16 protein-coding genes are annotated in these 16,311 nt (G+C 70.5%); 15 read left to right on the top strand and 1 reads right to left on the bottom strand.

All coding sequences use genetic code 11. The features are described 5' to 3' along the window. Window positions 1–620: 620 nt before the first annotated feature. From lpxD to nadB, 8 genes are all read left to right on the top strand, one after another. On the top strand, window positions 621–1,718 hold the full coding sequence (gene lpxD / locus VGC13_RS11930) for a UDP-3-O-(3-hydroxymyristoyl)glucosamine N-acyltransferase (protein ID WP_331125488.1): 1,098 nt from the start codon (window positions 621–623) through the stop codon (window positions 1,716–1,718). After that, a complete protein-coding gene (locus VGC13_RS11925) occupies window positions 1,719–3,020 on the top strand; it encodes a bifunctional UDP-3-O-[3-hydroxymyristoyl] N-acetylglucosamine deacetylase/3-hydroxyacyl-ACP dehydratase (protein ID WP_331125487.1) in 1,302 nt (433 codons plus the stop codon). It abuts the gene before it with no gap. 2 nt (window positions 3,021–3,022) lie between these two features. Continuing rightward, on the top strand, window positions 3,023–3,823 hold the full coding sequence (gene lpxA / locus VGC13_RS11920) for an acyl-ACP--UDP-N-acetylglucosamine O-acyltransferase (protein WP_331125486.1): 801 nt from the start codon (window positions 3,023–3,025) through the stop codon (window positions 3,821–3,823). Next, window positions 3,823–4,803: a Gfo/Idh/MocA family oxidoreductase gene (locus tag VGC13_RS11915; RefSeq protein WP_331125485.1), complete on the top strand. Its 981-nt coding sequence runs from the start codon at window positions 3,823–3,825 to the stop codon at window positions 4,801–4,803. The genes lpxA and VGC13_RS11915 overlap by 1 nt, the downstream gene beginning before the upstream one ends. 181 nt (window positions 4,804–4,984) lie before the next feature. Further along, on the top strand, window positions 4,985–6,142 hold the full coding sequence (gene lpxB, locus VGC13_RS11910; protein WP_331125484.1) for a lipid-A-disaccharide synthase: 1,158 nt from the start codon (window positions 4,985–4,987) through the stop codon (window positions 6,140–6,142). A gap of 331 nt (window positions 6,143–6,473) precedes the next feature. Continuing rightward, a complete protein-coding gene (locus tag VGC13_RS11905; protein WP_331125483.1) occupies window positions 6,474–7,187 on the top strand; it encodes a lysophospholipid acyltransferase family protein in 714 nt (237 codons plus the stop codon). Window positions 7,188–7,509: 322 nt separating this feature from the next. Next, window positions 7,510–8,535 carry a tetraacyldisaccharide 4'-kinase gene (gene lpxK, locus VGC13_RS11900; RefSeq protein ID WP_331125482.1) on the top strand — a complete coding sequence of 342 codons (1,026 nt, stop codon included), beginning with the start codon at window positions 7,510–7,512 and terminating at the stop codon, window positions 8,533–8,535. Further along, window positions 8,532–10,103, top strand: coding sequence for an L-aspartate oxidase (gene nadB / locus VGC13_RS11895; protein ID WP_331125481.1), 1,572 nt, complete (start codon window positions 8,532–8,534; stop codon window positions 10,101–10,103). Before lpxK ends, nadB begins: the two co-directional genes overlap by 4 nt. Before the next feature lie 159 nt (window positions 10,104–10,262). On the opposite strand, the gene VGC13_RS11890 is transcribed toward nadB, so the two are convergent. Beyond that, window positions 10,263–10,514 carry a hypothetical protein gene (locus VGC13_RS11890; RefSeq protein WP_331125480.1) on the bottom strand — a complete coding sequence of 84 codons (252 nt, stop codon included), beginning with the start codon at window positions 10,512–10,514 and terminating at the stop codon, window positions 10,263–10,265. 73 nt (window positions 10,515–10,587) lie between these two features. Here VGC13_RS11890 and VGC13_RS11885 point away from each other — a divergent pair, with 73 nt between their 5' ends. The 7 genes from VGC13_RS11885 to murJ all read left to right on the top strand — a co-directional run bounded on the left by VGC13_RS11885 (window position 10,588) and on the right by murJ (window position 16,026). Then, the gene (locus VGC13_RS11885; protein WP_331125479.1) at window positions 10,588–10,761 is read left to right on the top strand and encodes a hypothetical protein; all 174 of its coding nucleotides are present in this window, start codon (window positions 10,588–10,590) and stop codon (window positions 10,759–10,761) included. A gap of 195 nt (window positions 10,762–10,956) precedes the next feature. After that, window positions 10,957–11,202 carry an addiction module protein gene (locus VGC13_RS11880; RefSeq protein ID WP_331125478.1) on the top strand — a complete coding sequence of 82 codons (246 nt, stop codon included), beginning with the start codon at window positions 10,957–10,959 and terminating at the stop codon, window positions 11,200–11,202. A gap of 42 nt (window positions 11,203–11,244) precedes the next feature. After that, window positions 11,245–11,511, top strand: a complete 267-nt coding sequence (locus VGC13_RS11875) for a hypothetical protein (RefSeq protein ID WP_331125477.1) — start codon at window positions 11,245–11,247, stop codon at window positions 11,509–11,511. Further along, on the top strand, window positions 11,508–11,984 hold the full coding sequence (locus VGC13_RS11870) for a 23S rRNA (pseudouridine(1915)-N(3))-methyltransferase RlmH (protein WP_331125476.1): 477 nt from the start codon (window positions 11,508–11,510) through the stop codon (window positions 11,982–11,984). Before VGC13_RS11875 ends, VGC13_RS11870 begins: the two co-directional genes overlap by 4 nt. A 47-nt stretch (window positions 11,985–12,031) precedes the next feature. Further along, window positions 12,032–12,247, top strand: a complete 216-nt coding sequence (locus VGC13_RS11865) for a hypothetical protein (protein ID WP_331125475.1) — start codon at window positions 12,032–12,034, stop codon at window positions 12,245–12,247. Between the two features lie 241 nt (window positions 12,248–12,488). Beyond that, complete coding sequence (gene bshC, locus VGC13_RS11860) at window positions 12,489–14,192, top strand: bacillithiol biosynthesis cysteine-adding enzyme BshC (protein ID WP_331125474.1); 1,704 nt, start codon at window positions 12,489–12,491, stop codon at window positions 14,190–14,192. 55 nt (window positions 14,193–14,247) lie between these two features. Beyond that, a complete protein-coding gene (gene murJ, locus VGC13_RS11855) occupies window positions 14,248–16,026 on the top strand; it encodes a murein biosynthesis integral membrane protein MurJ (protein ID WP_331125473.1) in 1,779 nt (592 codons plus the stop codon). The last annotated feature ends 285 nt before the right edge of the window (window positions 16,027–16,311 follow it).

Here is a 16,311-nt window from a genome sequence, read left to right as displayed (position 1 = left end):
GGGCACTTTGCGTTGCGGTCACGGGGGCATGCGGGATTGCCGGATCGTGGTGCGTTCGGCTGAAGTCGGCGCGACCCGCAAGGCGCCCCCTCCGCTCGCCTGGGCTCGCACCTCCCCCAAAACTGCTGGGGGAGGTTGGGTAGGCAGGGGATTGGGTGGTGCGAGCGAGATCGGTCTGCGCCCGCAGGCGCCCCCTCCGCTCGCTTAGGCTCGCACCTCCCCCAAAACTGCTGGGGGAGGTTGCCGTGGGGCAGGGATGGGGATTGCGCTGCGTCCGCGGGCGCCCCCCTCCCCGGCCCTCCCCCGCAAACAGCGCAGGGGAGGGTGACGCGAGACACAGGCTGCCGAAGCGAGATCGAATTCTCCTCTCCCCCATGCAGTTTATGGGGGAGAGGCCGGGAGAGGGGGGGCCCTCTCGGACGCAGTTCGATTCAAGTCGCCGAGCCACGGCCCCATCGGCAATCCCAACCTCCCCCAGCAGTTTTGGGGGAGGTGGCGAGCCTAAGCGAGCCGGAGGGGGCGCCCGCGGGCGCAGATCGATGTGATTGGCTTAGCCATGAGCTCGACGATCGCTGGTCCGAAAAGCGAAACACCATCAACCACGCTGCACGCAGGACGGAATGCCGGAGCTGACGATCGCCGAGGTGGCGCGGATCGCGGAGGGGGAGGTGGAGCGCGGCGACCCGGCGCGCAAAGTGCGCGGAATGGCCCCGCTGGACGAAGCGGGGCCCGACGACCTGTCGTTCGTTGCCGAAGCCCGCTACCACGCCTACATTCACGCGTCCCGCGCCGCGGCGGTGCTGCTGGCCCGCGACGCGGCGGTGGAGATCCCGGAGGGGATGGCGGCGGTGCGGGTGGACGACCCCCGCCGCGCCCTGGCCCGCGTGCTGGGCGTCCTGTATCCGCCGCCGGCCGCGGAACCGGGAATCCACCCCACCGCCGTCGTAGGAGACGGCGCGGTCGTGGATCCCACGGCGTCCGTCGGCGCGTACGCGGTGGTCGGGGACGGGACGCGGGTGGGGGAGCGCGCGCGCATCCACCCCCACGTGGTCATTGGCCGGGGGTGCGAGATCGGGGCCGAGGTGGTGCTGCATCCCCACGTGACGCTGTACGACGACGTGACGGTGGGGGCGCGCTCCGTGGTGCACAGCGGGGCGCGGCTGGGGTCCGACGGGTTCGGCTTCGTGCCGGAGCGCGGCGGGCTGAAGAAGGTGCCGCAGGTGGGCGGGTGCCGCATCGGGGAAGACGTGGAGATCGGCGCCAACACCACCATCGACCGCGGCTCCATCGGCGACACCACGGTGGGGCGGGGAACCAAGATCGACAACCTGGTGCAGATCGGGCACAACTGCCGCATCGGCAGCCACGTGATCATCGTGTCGCAGGTGGGGATCTCGGGAAGCACGCGGGTGGGGGACGGCGCGGTGCTGGGCGGGCAGGCGGGGGTGCAGGGACACATCGAGATCGGCGCGGGCGCCAGGGTGGGGGGCCAGGCCGGGGTCACGGCCAGCGTCCCCGCGGGGGCGACGGTGTCGGGGTACCCGGCGCGGCCGCACCGCGAGGCCATGCGCATCCAGGCGGCCGTGTTCGGGCTGCCCAAGCTGGTGCAGCGCCTGAAGGCGCTGGAGAAGGCGGTTTTCGGCCGGGGCGCGGAGGGCGCCCGGGCCGGTTCGCACGCTACGGATCAGGCCGGCGGGGAGCCGCCGCGGGACGCATAGATGCCGACGACACCACCACTGCCACGACAGAACACCATCGTACGCCCGGGCGAGATCCAGGGCGTGGGGCTGCACACGGGCGCGGAGGTGCGCATGCGCATCCATCCCGCCCCGGTGGACACGGGGATCGTGTTCCGCCGCACGGACCTGCCGGGCAGCCCCGACATCCCCGCCAACCTGGCCCACGTGGTGGGCACGGACCTGGGCACCTCCATTGGGCAGGGCGAGGCCCGGCTGCACACGGTGGAGCACCTGCTGAGCGCGCTGGTGGCGCGGGAGATCGACAACGCGTTCGTGGAGGTGGACGGGGTGGAGCTCCCGGCCGCCGACGGCAGCGCGCGCGAGTTCGCGCGCATGCTGGACGGGTGCGGGCTCCAGGAGCAGGACGCGCCGGCCAAGTACCTGACGGTGGACCAGACCTTCTCGCTCTCCAAGGACCGCTCGGAGTACGTGGTGGCGCCGGCGCAGGACTACCGCGTCAGCGCGACCATCGAGTTCGACCACCCCCTCATCGGCCGCCAGTTCGCCTCGTTCCGGGTGGCGGACCCCTCGTTCGCCACCGAGGTGCTGCCGGCGCGCACCTTCGGCTTTCTGCGCGACGTCGAGGCCATGCGGGGGCGCGGGCTGGCCATGGGCGGCTCGCAGGACAACGCGGTGGTGCTCACGGAGGACGGGGTGCTCGAGGGGACGCAGCTGCGCTTTCCCGACGAGTTCGTGCGCCACAAGGCGCTGGACGTGGTGGGCGACCTGGCGCTGGTGGGCGCGCGCATCCGCGGGCACGTGATCGCCGAGCGGCCGGGGCACCTGGGGAACGTGGCGCTGGCCAAGGAACTGGTGGCGCGGGCCGAGAAAAAGGCGCTGGCGCGGCCGATCCTGAACATCGAGCAGATCTCGCAGTACCTGCCGCACCGCTACCCCTTCCTCCTCGTCGACCGGGTGGTGGAGTTCGAGGAGCGCAAGCGGATCGTGGGGCTGAAGAACGTGACCATCAACGAGCCGTTCTTCGTGGGCCACTTTCCCGGCCGGCCGGTGATGCCCGGGGTGCTGATCATCGAGGCGATGGCGCAGGTGGGCGGGCTGCTGGTGCTGGAGCAGATGGAGAACCTGGACGACAAGGTGGTCTACTTCATGTCGCTGGACAACGTGAAGTGGCGCCGGCCGGTGACCCCGGGCGACCAGATCCGGTTCGAGGTGGTGGTGCTGCAGATCCGGGGCGCCACCTGCCGCATGCGCGGGGTGGGGACGGTGGACGGGCACGTGGTGGCGGAGGCCGAGATGATGGCGCGGGTGGTGGACAAGTGAGCGTGGAGACGTCGAGCGTGCCGATGACGGGGACGCAGGTGCATCCCACCGCCCTGGTGGACGACGGGGCCGAGCTGGGCGAGGGCGTGGTGGTGGGCCCCTTCGCCATCATCGGCCCCGGGGTTACGGTGGGCGCGGGGACGCGCATCGCCAGCCACGTGCTCATCGAGCGCGACACCGAGGTGGGCGAGGGGTGCGTCATCAGCCACGGGGCGGTGCTGGGGACGGATCCGCAGGACCTGAAGTACCGCGGCGAGCCCACCCGGCTGCTGGTGGGCGACCGCACGGTCATCCGCGAGTACGCCACGCTCAACCGCGGCACGTCGGCGCTGGGCTACACGCGGGTGGGAAGCGACTGCATGCTGATGAGCTACGTGCACGTGGCCCACGACTGCCAGCTGGGCGACCACGTGATCCTGAGCAACGCCGTGAACATGGCGGGGCACGTGACCATCGGCGACTGGGCCATCATCGGCGGGATGACGCCGATTCACCAGTTCGTGCGGATCGGCGCGCACGCGTTCATCGGCGGGCAGTCGCGCATCAGCAAGGACATCCCGCCGTACGTAAAGGCGGCGGGGATCCCGGTGCAGCTGTACGGGCTGAACTCGGTGGGGCTGCAGCGGCGCGGGATCTCGGAAGAGACGCGGCGCGAGTTGAAGCGTGCGTACCGGCTGTTCTTCGGCTCCACCCACAACACCACGCAGGCGCTGGCGCGGGCGCGCGAGGAGCTGCGGGCGCTGCCGGAGGTGGAGGCGTTCCTCTCGTTCTTCGAGACGTCGGAGCGCGGGGTCTCGGTCTGATGAAGGCGGGGGTGCTGGGGGTCGGCAGCCTGGGCTACCACCACGCGCGCATCCTGCGCGAGGTGCCCGGCGCCGAGATGGCGGGGGTGTACGACGACGACGCGGCGCGGCGGGAGAAGGTGGCGGCGGAGCTGGGGGTGCACGCCTTCCGCTCCCGGGACGAGCTGCTGGAGGCGGTGGACGCGGCGGTGATCGCGGTGCCCACGACGGCGCACGCGGAGGTGGCGCTGGCGGCGATCGACGCGGGGGTGCACCTGCTGATCGAAAAGCCGATCGCCCACACGCTGGCCGAGGCGGAGGCGATCGTGGACGCGGCGGCGGCGCGCAAGCTGGTCGTGGCCACGGGGCACGTGGAGCGCTTCAACGGCGCGCTGCGGGCCTGCGAGCCGTACCTGGAGGATCCGCGCTTCATCGAGTCGCACCGGCTGGCGCCGTTCAACCCGCGGGGAACGGACGTGGCGGTGGTGCTGGACCTGATGATCCACGACATCGACCTGGTGCTGAGCCTGGTGGGGCGCGGGGTTGAGGGGGTGGACGCGGTGGGCGTGCCGGTGCTGACGCCGGGGGCGGACATCGCCAACGCGCGCATCAGCTTCGATGGCGGCGCGGTGGCCAACATCACGGCCAGCCGGGTGAGCTTCGAACGGATGCGGAAGATCCGCTTCTTCCAGAACTCGGGGTACATGTCGCTGGACCTTGCCGCTGGGACGGGCGAGTTCCTGCGGCTGAAGCCGGGCGCGAAGCTGCCGGAGGGCGAGGTGGGGGTGGCGGCGCTGCTGGGGCTGGTGGAGCGCATCGAGCTCAAGGGCGATGGCGCGGAGCCGCTGCGCGCGGAGCTGGAGGCGTGGGTGCGCGCGGTGCGTGGCGAGGCGCCGCTGGTCGTCAGCGGCGAGGACGGGCGCGACGCGCTGGCGGTGGCGCTGCGCATCATGGAGCGCATCGAGCAGCACGCGGCCGCGGGGATGGCGGTACGGGGTTGAGGCGAGTGCACATCGACCAGCCGACGAGGGTGATGGATGCCGGTCCCCGTTCGTTTCGGGCATCGTGCAGTCCGCATGCGGGAGCGAATGAATTCGCCGCTGGAACGACGCAAAGTCCGCCTGCGCGGACTCGGCGGCCCGGCTTCGTGCGGCATTCCACGCACCTGAGCGTCCGCAACCCGTGACGGAGGCGGGGTCCGGGGCGCGGCATCCCACGATTTTCATCTCGGCGGGGGAGGAGTCGGGGGACCTGCACGGGGCGGCGCTCGCGCGGGCGCTGCGGGAGCGGTTTCCGCACGCGCGGCTCATCGGGCTGGGCGGGGCGCGGATGCAGGCGGAGGGGGTAAAGCTGCTGGCGGGGCTCAACGAGCTGGCGGTGATGGGCTTCGCCGAGGTCATCCGCCACCTGCCGTTCTTCATCCGCCTGCGCAAAGAGGTGTTCGCCACCCTCGCGGCGGAGCGGGTGGACCTTGTGATCCCCATCGACTACCCCGGCTTCAACCTGCGCCTGGCGCGGCACGCAAAGGCGTCGGGCATTCCCGTGCTGTACTACATCGCGCCGCAGGTGTGGGCGTGGCACAAGAGCCGGGTGCGCGACCTGGCCCGCGACGCGGACGAGGTGGCGGTGGTGCTCCCGTTCGAGGAGGACTTCCTTCGCCGCGGCGGGGTGAACGCGCGCTTCGTGGGGCATCCGCTGCTGGACCGGCCCGATCCCCCGCAGCCGCGCGACGTGTGGGCGCGGGCGAACGGGCTCCATCCCGACCGGCCGATCCTGGCGCTGTTCCCCGGCTCGCGCGCGCAGGAGGTGCGGCGGCACCTGGAGCTGTTCCAGGCGGCGGCGGACCTCGTCGTCGCGCGGCGGCCGGATGCGCAGCCGGTGGTGGGCGTGCCGGGCGGCATCGACCGCGCGCTGTACGCGGGGGCGCGCTGGGCGCTGGTGGAGAGCGCGGGCGGGCTGCTGGCCTACGCCACGGCCGCCCTCGCCAAGAGCGGGACGACGACGCTGGAGGCGGGGCTGGCGCTGACGCCGCTGGTGGTGGTCTACCGGATGAACGCGGCCAGCTACGCGCTGGCCAGGCGGGTGGTGAAGGTGCCGCACATCGCCCTGGCCAACCTGATCGCGGAGGACCGCGTCGCCCCGGAGTTCGTGCAGGACGCGGCCACGCCGGAGGCCCTGGCGGACGCCGTGCTGCCGCTGCTGGACGCGGATTCGGACGAGCGGAAGCGGATGATCGCGGGATTCGCCAAGGTGCGCGACCGGCTGGGCGGGCCGGGGGCATCGCGGCGGGTGGCGGAGCTGGCGGGCGAGTTGCTGGCGAAGGGCGGGGCGGAGCGGTAACGCGAGCGGGTGTGTGTCGGGGCGGGTGCCGCGCGGGAGGCCACCCCGGGTTGAAACCACCCCGGGTTGAAACCCGGGGCTGGAAATGCCATAAGCCCCGCCCTGGGCTCGCGGAGCTCGCCCGGCGGGGCTTCACCCGCACGTGCGCCCCTACGCCGCCGCCACCCGCGGGTGCATCGCGCGGGAAGACTCTGTCATTCCGAGGGAGCGCCGCGATAAAACCGCCGTTCGCTCCGGGCCTTGGCGCGACAGAGGAATCTACTCACCCAACCTGGTGGATCGCCCGCGCGCACCGGTCCCGCGGTCACGAAGCCCTTCTTTCCGGATCTCGATGGCCGATCAGCCCACCCCTGACAACTCCGCCGCCGCCGCGCTGAAGGAGCTGCCGTCGGAGATGACGACGCGGCTGCCGTGGCACCAGTCGGCGCTGGCGGCGGTGGGGGGCGCGGGGCTGGACGGCATCATGGGCTCGTGCCGCTACCGCACGGAGGGCGAGGAAAACTTTCGCCAGTTCTGGAGGGAAGGGAAGCCGGTCGTGTTCACGCTGTGGCACGGGCGGCTTTTGCCGTGCACCTATCACCACCGCCACCAGGGCGTGGTCACGCTGGTAAGCCTGCACCGCGACGGCGAGTACATCACCCGGGCGGTGCGGCGCTGGGGATACACGGCGGTGCGCGGCTCCACCAGCCGCGGCGGCCTTGAGGCGCTGCGCGAGCTCATCCGCCACGTAAAGCAGGGCCGCTCGCTGGCCATCACCCCGGACGGGCCGCGCGGGCCGCGGGAAAAGATGAAGCCCGGCCCCGTCATCATCGCCCAGCGAACGGGGGCGCCTATCATCCCGGTGGCGTCGGCGGCCAGCCGCGGATGGTTCTTTGGCGGATGGGACAGGTTCCTGATCCCGCAGCCCTTTGCGCGCTGCCAGATCGCGTACGGCGAGCCCGTCTTCGTCCCCCGCCACGCCGACGAGGCGCAGATCCACGCGGTGATGCAGGACGTGGAGGCGCGGCTGGGCGGGCTGATGCGGCGGGTGGAGGAGCGGTGGTGAACGTCGGCGTCGCGTTCCCGACGGGCCCTCTCCCCCGACCAGCCTTTCGCTCGTTCCTCGCGACGGCGGTCGACCCCTCCCCCAACCCCGGGGGAGGGGTGGCGCGGGCCCGGCTTTCCGGAGCGCAATCGAATTCTCCCCCTCTCCCACGCAGCGGGGGAGGGGGCCGGGGGGAGGGGGCCCCGTCGGACGCAGTTCGATGTAGTTCGACGAACCGCAGACCTTCGGCTCCCCCAACCTCCCCCAGGGTTTTTTGGGGGAGGTGCGAGCCTAGGCGAGCGGAGGGGGCGTCCGTCGGATGCAGTTCGATGTCGTTCGACGCATGAAGCGCCCCGACGAGCTCGCGCGCGAGGTGTGGGCGGGCGGCGGGGGCGTGGCGGGGGCGGCGCTGCGGCTGCTGCTGGCGCCGGCGGAGGCGGGGTACGCGGCGGTCACCGGCGCGCGGAACGGGGCGTACGACCGCGGCTGGCTCCGCAGCGAGCGCGTGGAGGTGCCGGTGATCAGCATCGGCAACATCTCCGTCGGCGGGGCGGGGAAGACGCCGTTCGCGGCCTCGATCGCCCGGCGGCTGGTCGAGTGGGGGCGCCTCCCGGCCATCGCGCTGCGCGGATACGGCGAGGACGAGATCCTGCTGCACCGCGAGCTGAACCCCGACGTCCCCGTCTTTCGCGGCAAACGGCGCGTGGAGGCGGCGCGCGCGGCGGCCGCGGCCGGGCGCGACGTGGTGGTGCTGGACGACGCCTTTCAGCACCGGGCGCTGGCGCGGGACCTGGACGTCGTCTTGGTGCCGGTGGAAGGCTGGGAGCCGCGCCCGCGCCTGGTGCCCCGCGGACCCTGGCGCGAGAGCCCGCGGGCGCTCGCCCGCGCGGACGTGGTGGTGCTGACGCGAAAGAGCGCGGACGCGGCGCGCGCGGCGGCGGTGGAGGCGGAGGTGGCGCGGCTGCATCCGCGGGTGCCGATCGTGCGGTGCGCGCTGCTGCCCTCTCGTCTCGCTCCGCTGCACGGGGGCGATGCGCTGCACGTCGGCGCGCTGGCGGGGCGGCGGGTGCTGGCGGTGGCGGCGCTGGCGATCCCGGACCCGTTCATCCACCACCTGCGCGAGGCGGGCGCGGAGGTGGAGGCGCTCACCTATCCCGATCATCATCCCTTCGGCAATGACGATGCGGCGAACCTCATGGCGCGGGCAGGCGGGCGGATGATGGTGATGACCCACAAGGACGCGGTAAAGCTGCGCGCGCTGCTCCCGCCCTCCGCCCCGGCCTACGTGCTGGAGCAGAGCGTGGCGATGGAGAGTGGCGCGGATGCGCTGGATGCGGCGCTGCGGCGCGCGCTGGAGGCGCGCCGATGATGCGCGCGGACGTGGTGGTGGTGGGAAGCGGGATCGCGGGACTTTCGTTCGCGCTCAAGGCGGCGAAGTTCGGCACGGTGGCGCTCATCACCAAGAAAAGCCGGCCCGAAAGCAGCACCAACTGGGCGCAGGGCGGGATCGCGGCGGTGTTCGGCGAGGACGACTCGGCGGCGCTGCACATGGAGGACACGCTGGTGGCTGGCGCCGGCCTGTGCCACCCCGACGCGGTGGACGTGCTGGTGCGCGAGGGGCCGGAGCGCGTCCGCGACCTGATGGACCTGGGCGTCCGCTTTACCCGCGAGCAGGGCGACCTGTCGCTGGGGCTGGAGGGCGGCCACTCGCGCCGGCGCATCGTGCGCGCGGACGACCTGACGGGGCGCGAGATCGAACGCGCGCTGCTGGCCGCCGCGGCGGAGACAGGGAACGTGCGCGTCTTCGAGAACCACCAGGCCGTGGACCTGCTGACGGCGACGGATCCCGGCACGCTGGGCGAGCGCTGCTGCGGCGTGCTGGTGCTGGACACGGAGACGGGGGAGATGATCCCCTTTCTGGCGCGCGCGGTGATGCTGGCCACCGGCGGCTGCGGGCAGGTCTACCGCCACACCACCAATCCGTCGATCGCGACGGGGGACGGGGTGGCGATGGCGTACCGGGCGGGGGCCAAGGTGGCGAACATGGAGTTCATCCAGTTCCACCCCACGGCGCTGTATCCCGCCCGCGAGCGCACCTTTCTGATCAGCGAGGCGGTGCGCGGCGAGGGCGCGGTGCTGCGGCGCCGCGACGGCTCCACCTTCATGGACGGCTACCATCCGCTCGCCTCGCTGGCCCCGCGCGACGTGGTGGCGCGCGCCATCGACCGCGAGATGAAGCGCACCGGCGACCCGCACGTGCTGCTGGACTGCTCGGCGATCCCCGAGCACGAGATCCGCCAGCGCTTTCCCAACATCCTGCGCGAGACGGCGGAGCGGGGAACGGACATGCTGCGCGAGCCGCTCCCCGTCGTTCCCGCGGCGCACTACCTGTGCGGCGGCGTGCTGACGGACACGCACGGCCGCACCTCCGTCCCCGGCCTGTACGCCGCGGGTGAAACGGCGTGCACGGGCGTCCACGGCGCCAACCGCCTGGCCAGCAACAGCTTGCTCGAGGCGGTGGTGTTCGCCCACCGCGCCTCGGAGCGGCTGGGCCCGCAGCTGCAGGTCACCCGGCCGCTGGAGCCGGAGCAGCTTTCCCTCCCCAGCGGCACCGGTGAGGTCGATGGCGCGCTGCTGCTGCGCGACCGCGAAGAGATCACCAACGTGATGTGGGACCTGGTCGGCATCGTCCGCAGCGACGAGCGGCTGGCCATGGCCGAAGCGCGTCTGCGGCAGATCTCACTGCACGTCAACGGCATGTGGGCCGACGCGCGCCCCACGGTGGAGCTGGTGGAGCTGCGCAACCTCATCCAGACGGCGCTGCTCGTCGTCCGCTGCGCCATCCAGCGCAAGGAAAGCCGCGGCCTGAACTACAACGTGGACCACCCCTACCGCGACAACGAGCACTGCCTGGCCGACACCATCGTTGTGCGGTGAGCCTTTGTCATCTCACAAGGGATTGATCGATGAAGCGGCTCCGCATCTACGTAGATACGTCCGTCATCGGCGGGTGCCTGGAACCAAAGTTTGCGCAGGATTCACTCGCGTTGCTGGAGAATGCCAGATCTGGCTCGCTGATCCTGCTCATCTCTGCGATCACTCGCAGGGAACTGGAGCAAGCTCCTCCTGCAGTGCAGCAAATCCTTTGACGAGATTCCCGCGGACGCACGCGAGGAAGTACTCGTAACTGGTGAAGCATTGGATCTGGCGAATGCCTATATTGAGGCGAAGGTCATCGGTCCAGGGATGATGTCTGATGCTCAGCATATTGCCACGGCCACGGTGCACCACGCCGACGTCCTGGTGAGCTGGAATTTCAAGCACATCGTAAACCTGGCGCGCGTACATGGGTATAATTCCGTGAACATCGGGGAAGGATACCCACAACTTGAGATTCGCACTCCTCGCGAGGTAATTCACCATGTCGACGACAGAGAAGACGATTGATGCGGTCGGTCTCATGCGTGAGATCCGGGAGCGGATGAGCCGTGAGATGGAGGGGATGAGCAAGGACGAGATCCTCCGCTACCTCAACGAAGGCCAAGTTCCCACGACGCACGAGAAGGACGATGCGCAACGAAATCATGCCGCCTGACCATTGACATAGGCTGCGTTGTGAAGATCGTCGTGGCGGCGGTGGGGAAGGCGAAGGGCGCCGTGGGCGAGGCCATCGGAGAGTACGAGGCCCGCGCGCGGCGCTATTTTGCAGGACGGCCGACACGATCGTTGTGCGATAGCACGAAAGCTGCGAGATTTGAGTGTCCATCTTGGTCACAGCAGGAGATGATCGATGTCGCAGATGATCACGGATGAAGAACTCGCGGCTGCAGAGGCTGAGTCGGCTGTGCTGCAGCTTCCGAAAGAACATCGTGCACGGATCGCCGCCCGGCTTCTTGAAAGCCTGGAGGAAGAGACGCGTGTCGAACAAGCCTGGGCTGCTGAAATCCGTGAGCGGATCCGCGCGTTTAGAGCAGGCGAGATGAAGGCGATTCCGCTTGAGCAAGCGCTGGAGGAGGCGGAGGAACTACTTCGGTGAAGGTGCGGGTTCAACTCACTGAACCAGCGCAAGAGGAGCACCTTGAAGCACTTCGCTTCTATCGCTGACAGCCTGCAGATCGCGAAATCCTTCAATCGCGAGTTCAAGCGTGAAATAGCGCTCCTGCGGGAACGCCCCTGGATAGGTTCACCACATATCGAAGGCACGCGGCGAAAGGTGTTCGCGCACTTCCCGTACTCTTTTGTCTACGTGCTTCAGGACAGTCTGCTTACGATCCACGCGGTCGCACACCATAGCCGCGACCCTGAATACTGGCTGGACCGCGTCAGGCAGCGCCACGACCGATGAAGATCGTCGTGGCGGTGGTGGGGAAGGCGAAGGGCGCCGTGGGCGAGGCCATCGGAGAGTACGAGGCCCGCGCGCGGCGCTATTTTGCGTTCGAATCGCACGAGGTGAAGGAGGAGCAGTACCGCGGCAAGGGCGACGCGCCCCGCGTCCGCGACGAGGAGGGAAAGCGGCTTCTGGCGCGCGTCCCCGCCGGCGCGGAGATCGTGGCGCTGCACGAGACGGGGCGCGCGTGGGACTCGCACCGGCTGGCGGCGTACCTGGCGGAGCTGCAGGTGCGCGCCAGTCCCGGAACCGCGTTCCTCATCGGCGGGGCGTACGGGCTGTCGGACGAGATCCTGGCGCGCGCCAGCCACACGCTTGCGCTCGGCGCGATGACGCTGCCACACGAGCTGGCCCGGCTGGTGCTAGCGGAGCAGTTGTACCGCGCGGGGACCATCAATCGCGGCGAGCCGTACCACAAGGGCAGGGAATAGGGACTGTGCGTCGTGCGGAGACGCGAACACAAAGCAGCAGGGACTGGATGGCGGAGACGAAACTGACCGCGGAAGAAGCGCAGGCGCTCCGGACCGTGCTCTGCGCGGTGGTGGTCAAGCGCCGAACGGGTGAACTCGGAATCATTCATGGGGCGGAGCGGTTCGTGTCCACGCACCGGATCTTGAAACAGGCTGATCGGGATGCGCTCGACGGCGCCGCTCGCAAGCTCGGCCTGGGGTCCATCCGGGAGTACGCCGGATAACGCGCCTTCGAATCGGCGCGCATTTGCGCCGCGGGCCCTCTGGACCCCCGGAGGCGGGCATGGACCCTCCCGCGCCCGAGATCTTTGGTTTACGGGCATTCTCAAAAGCCGTGATTTCGGGTCGATGGACGAAAATTCGGTCCGGTGAGCGATTGGTGTTCTTCGAGGTTGCTCCGGAACCGGCGATCCTGTAATCTGTAACACGTGCGGTTGCATCTTTCCGGCGGATGAACGGTGGCCGGTGACTACTGACGGAGATGGCACCCTGACGCTCACGATCGAGGTCCGGCCGCTGGGGGGATCGCGGCTGGTGGATGACTACCGCGCCGGCAGGCCCGAGGCGGCGCGCTTCTTTTCCGGGCACCCGGGCGACCTGCGGGCGTTCCGCGCCAAGCTGGACGAGGTGGGCCGCCGCTTTGGCCGCGCCGAGCGGGAGAACGCCGCCGCGGCCGTGCGTCCCACATCCGCGAGTGCTGCGGCGCGGCTGGCGCGCTTCGTGGAAGAGGGCGGGGCGATGGTGACCACCGGCCAGCAGGCGGGGCTGTTCACCGGGCCCATGTACACCATCCACAAGATCCTCACCGCCATCCGCTTGGCCCAGGCGCTGGAGGAGCGGCTGGGCGTGGTGGTCCTTCCCGTCTTCTGGGCCGCCTCCGAAGACCACGATTTCGACGAGGCGAACCACACCTATTTCGCCGACGGGGCGGGGAGGCTGCGCCGCCTTGCCGTCGCCGCCACGGACGCGCGCCCCGTGCCGATGAGCGAAATGCGGCTGGGACCGGACGTGGAATTCCTCTCAAGTGAACTGCTGGAAGCCGTTGGCATCATTGACGGTAACAGCGTTGATCTAAGAGGGTTTCTGGCTCCCTATCAGCCGGGCAGGACGGTGGCGGAGGCGTTCCGCGGGACCATCGAGCGGCTGTTCGCGGGGTTCGACCTGCTGGTGACGGACGCGGCCGATCCGCACGTGAAGCACGGGTCGCTCCCCGTGCTGCTGGGCGACGTGGAGCGCGCGGCGGAGCATGAGCGCCTGCTGCGCGAGCGGACGGAGCAGATCGAAGCGGCGGGGTACCGCGCGCCGGTGACGGTTCGCCAGGCCGCGGCCAACGTCTTCTTTCACGGCCCCGCCGGACGCGAGCGGCTGGCGAAGACCCGCGACGGGTGGATCGCCCGCGACGCGCGGATCCGCTTTACGCCGGAAGAGGCGGCGGAGCGCATCCGGGCGGAGCCGGGGGCGTTCAGCCCCAACGTGTTCCTGCGCCCGGTGGCGGAATCGGCCGTTTTTCCCACGCTGGCGTACGTGGGCGGGCCGGCGGAGACGGCGTACTTCGCGCAGATCGCGCCGCTGTTCCAGGCGTTCGGCATCATCCCCCCCATCGCCTACCCCCGCTTTTCCGCGCGGCTGGTGCCCGGCGTAGTGGCGCAGAAGGCGGCGGAGCTGGGGGTGACGGACGAGGAGCTGCGGCTGGCGGAGGACGAGCTTGCGTCGCTGCTGGCGCGGCGCAGGCTGCCGGCGGAGGTCGACGAGCGGCTACGCGTGCTGCGGACGGCGCTGGTGGAGGGCTTCGGCGGGGTGATGGACGCGGCGCGCGGGATCGACCCGAACCTGGACGGCGCAATCGGTTCGCGGCGCAACCGGGCGCTGATCGAGGTGGCCGACGCGGAGGCCAAGATCCTGTCGCACGCGCGGAAGAACGATCGCGGCATCACCGACGACCTGCCGCTGGTGCGCAACCACCTGATGCCCCTGGGAACCCCACAGGAGCGCGTGCTGAACGTGCTTCCCTACCTGGCCATGCAGCCCACGCTGCTGCACGACATCGCGGCGCGGATGGAGGTGCGCTTCGCCGCGGGCGGAGGCGATGACGATTCGCCGCCGGGTGGCGCGGTCCATGCACCCGCCCGCGCGCAGCCGGCGGGCACCGCGTCCGACCGGATGAGCTGATCCTGAACCGCCCGCCGGGTATCTCCCCGCGCGGGCGTTCTTCCACTGGATTTCGATGAGCCGCGACCCCCAGGGGCCCACTCCGCCGTTCGATCCCCTCGCGCCGGATCCCGACGCCACGCTGCCCATGCTGCCGCCCGATCCGGAGGCCGTGGAATCGGGCGCGCTCTCGTCCGACGTGGACGACGAGGCGGTCGAGCCCGCGGCCGTGGTGCCCAAGGCGGAGCGCTCGTCCACCGCCGCGTCGGCGATGGTGGCGGCGGGCATCCTGCTGAGCCGCGTGGCGGGGCTGGTGCGGCTGAGCGTGTTCGCGCACTACTTCGGCACCTCCAAGTACGCGGACGTGTTCAGCGCCGGCCTGCGCATGCCCAACGTGCTGCAGAATCTGCTGGGCGAGGGCACGCTGAGCGCGTCGTTCATCCCCGTCTACTCCGAGCTCATCCACCAGGACCGCAAGAAGGAGGCGGGGCAGGTGGCCGGCGCCATCTTCGCCCTGCTGCTGGCGGCGGCGGGCGCGCTGGCGCTCATCGGCGTGGCGCTGGCGCCGCTGCTCGTCTCCCTCTTCCTCCCCGGGTTCGAGGGCGAGCGGCGGGATCTCACCATCCAGGTGGTGCGCATCATCTTTCCCATGACGGGAATCCTGGTGCTTTCCGCCTGGTCGCTGGGCATTCTGAACAGCCACCGCAACTTCTTTCTCTCGTACTTCGCGCCCGTCGTCTGGAACGCGGCGATGATCGCCACCCTCATCGCGTTCGGCGGGCGGCTGAGCCCGGAGCGGCTGGTGATGGCGCTGGCGTGGGGCGCGCTGGCCGGCGGGGCGCTGCAGTTCCTGGTGCAGCTGCCCCGGGTACTCAAGCTGAACCGCGAGATCAAGGTGCGGTGGGCGCCGCGCATGCCGCAGGTGCGCGAGACGCTGCGCAACGCCGGCCCCGCGGTGATGGGCAAGGGCGTGGTGCAGATCAGCGCCTACCTGGACAACGTGCTGGCGTCGTTCCTCGCCGCCGGCGCGGTAAGCACGCTGCAGTACGCGCAGACGCTGTACATCCTCCCCATCAGCCTGTTCGGCATGTCCGTCGCCGCGGCGGAGCTGCCGGAGCTGGCCCGGCAGCGCGCCAGCGGGGGCGAGGTGCTGCGGGCGCGCGCCTCGGCGGGGCTGGAGCGCATCGCCTTTTACGTGGTGCCGTCGTTCATCGCGTTCGCGCTGCTGGGCGACGTGGTGATCGCCATGCTGCTGCAGCGCGGCGAGTTCGACCGTGCCGACACGCTGCTGGTGTACCTGACGCTGCTGGGCTTTTCGCTGGGCCTGGTGGCCACCACCGCGTCGCGGCTGCTTTCGTCCACCTTCTTTGCCCTGCGCGACACAAAGACGCCGGCGCGCTACGCCACCCTGCGCGTGGCGATCTCGCTGGTGCTGGCGATCGTGCTGATGCTGCAGTTCGAGAGCATCACGGTGGCGGGGTTCCGGACGCCGGACGGCGTTTTCAGCGGGCTGCGCATCGGTGGGGCGCCGCTGGGGGCGGTGGGGCTGGCGCTGGGGAGTGGTGTGGGCGCGTGGGTGGAGTGGTACCTGCTCAAGCGCTCGCTGCGGCAGAAGATCGGGCCCGTGGGCGCCGGGGCGGGGCCGCTGGGGCGGATGTTCATTGCCGCGCTGGCCGGCGCCGCACTCGCGTGGGGAATGCGCATCCTGCTTCCCAACGACCTGCCGACGCTGATCTCGGGCGTGCTGGTGCTGGGAGTCTACGGCGCCACCTACTTCGCGGTGGCGGCCGCGCTGGGGCTGGACCAGGCCGGCGCCATCTTCCGCCGCATCAAGGGGATGCTGGGGCGGCGGTAGATTGTGGATGAGGGGTGATGCGTCGGGGCGGCATCACCTCGGCAGGGTTCGAATCGGCGGTTGTCGGCGGTTGAAACCGCGGGCGAGCCGCCGAGTCCGCTCCAGGAGCGAATGAATTCGCCGCTGGAAAAGCGCAAAATCCGCCTGCGCGGATTGTAGCCGTGGGTGCCGAGCGCCGCGGCGGACGCGGAAGCCGACGACGGTAGATTCCTCAGTCGCGCCCGGGGATCATGCCACGACAAGGCTCCGTGCGGCGCTCCTTCGGAATGACATCCCAATGCTCGC

The sequence above is a fragment of the Longimicrobium sp. genome (assembly GCF_036399255.1).
Taxonomy (GTDB): domain Bacteria; phylum Gemmatimonadota; class Gemmatimonadetes; order Longimicrobiales; family Longimicrobiaceae; genus Longimicrobium.
The sequence above is the reverse complement of the archived record's forward strand: the minus strand, read 5'-3'. Positions and strand labels throughout refer to the sequence as shown.

Coding starts and splice junctions, on each gene's coding strand:
- VGC13_RS11865 (WP_331125475.1), top strand. CDS start 12,032: ATGGCGGAGACGAAACTGACCGCGGAAGAAGCGCAGGCGCTCCGGACC.
- VGC13_RS11885 (WP_331125479.1), top strand. CDS start 10,588: ATGTCGACGACAGAGAAGACGATTGATGCGGTCGGTCTCATGCGTGAG.
- VGC13_RS11915 (WP_331125485.1), top strand. CDS start 3,823: ATGAAGGCGGGGGTGCTGGGGGTCGGCAGCCTGGGCTACCACCACGCG.
- lpxD (WP_331125488.1), top strand. CDS start 621: ATGCCGGAGCTGACGATCGCCGAGGTGGCGCGGATCGCGGAGGGGGAG.
- VGC13_RS11890 (WP_331125480.1), bottom strand. CDS start 10,514: ATGTACGCGCGCCAGGTTTACGATGTGCTTGAAATTCCAGCTCACCAG.
- lpxK (WP_331125482.1), top strand. CDS start 7,510: ATGAAGCGCCCCGACGAGCTCGCGCGCGAGGTGTGGGCGGGCGGCGGG.
- VGC13_RS11905 (WP_331125483.1), top strand. CDS start 6,474: ATGGCCGATCAGCCCACCCCTGACAACTCCGCCGCCGCCGCGCTGAAG.
- VGC13_RS11925 (WP_331125487.1), top strand. CDS start 1,719: ATGCCGACGACACCACCACTGCCACGACAGAACACCATCGTACGCCCG.
- VGC13_RS11880 (WP_331125478.1), top strand. CDS start 10,957: ATGTCGCAGATGATCACGGATGAAGAACTCGCGGCTGCAGAGGCTGAG.
- nadB (WP_331125481.1), top strand. CDS start 8,532: ATGATGCGCGCGGACGTGGTGGTGGTGGGAAGCGGGATCGCGGGACTT.
- murJ (WP_331125473.1), top strand. CDS start 14,248: ATGAGCCGCGACCCCCAGGGGCCCACTCCGCCGTTCGATCCCCTCGCG.
- VGC13_RS11870 (WP_331125476.1), top strand. CDS start 11,508: ATGAAGATCGTCGTGGCGGTGGTGGGGAAGGCGAAGGGCGCCGTGGGC.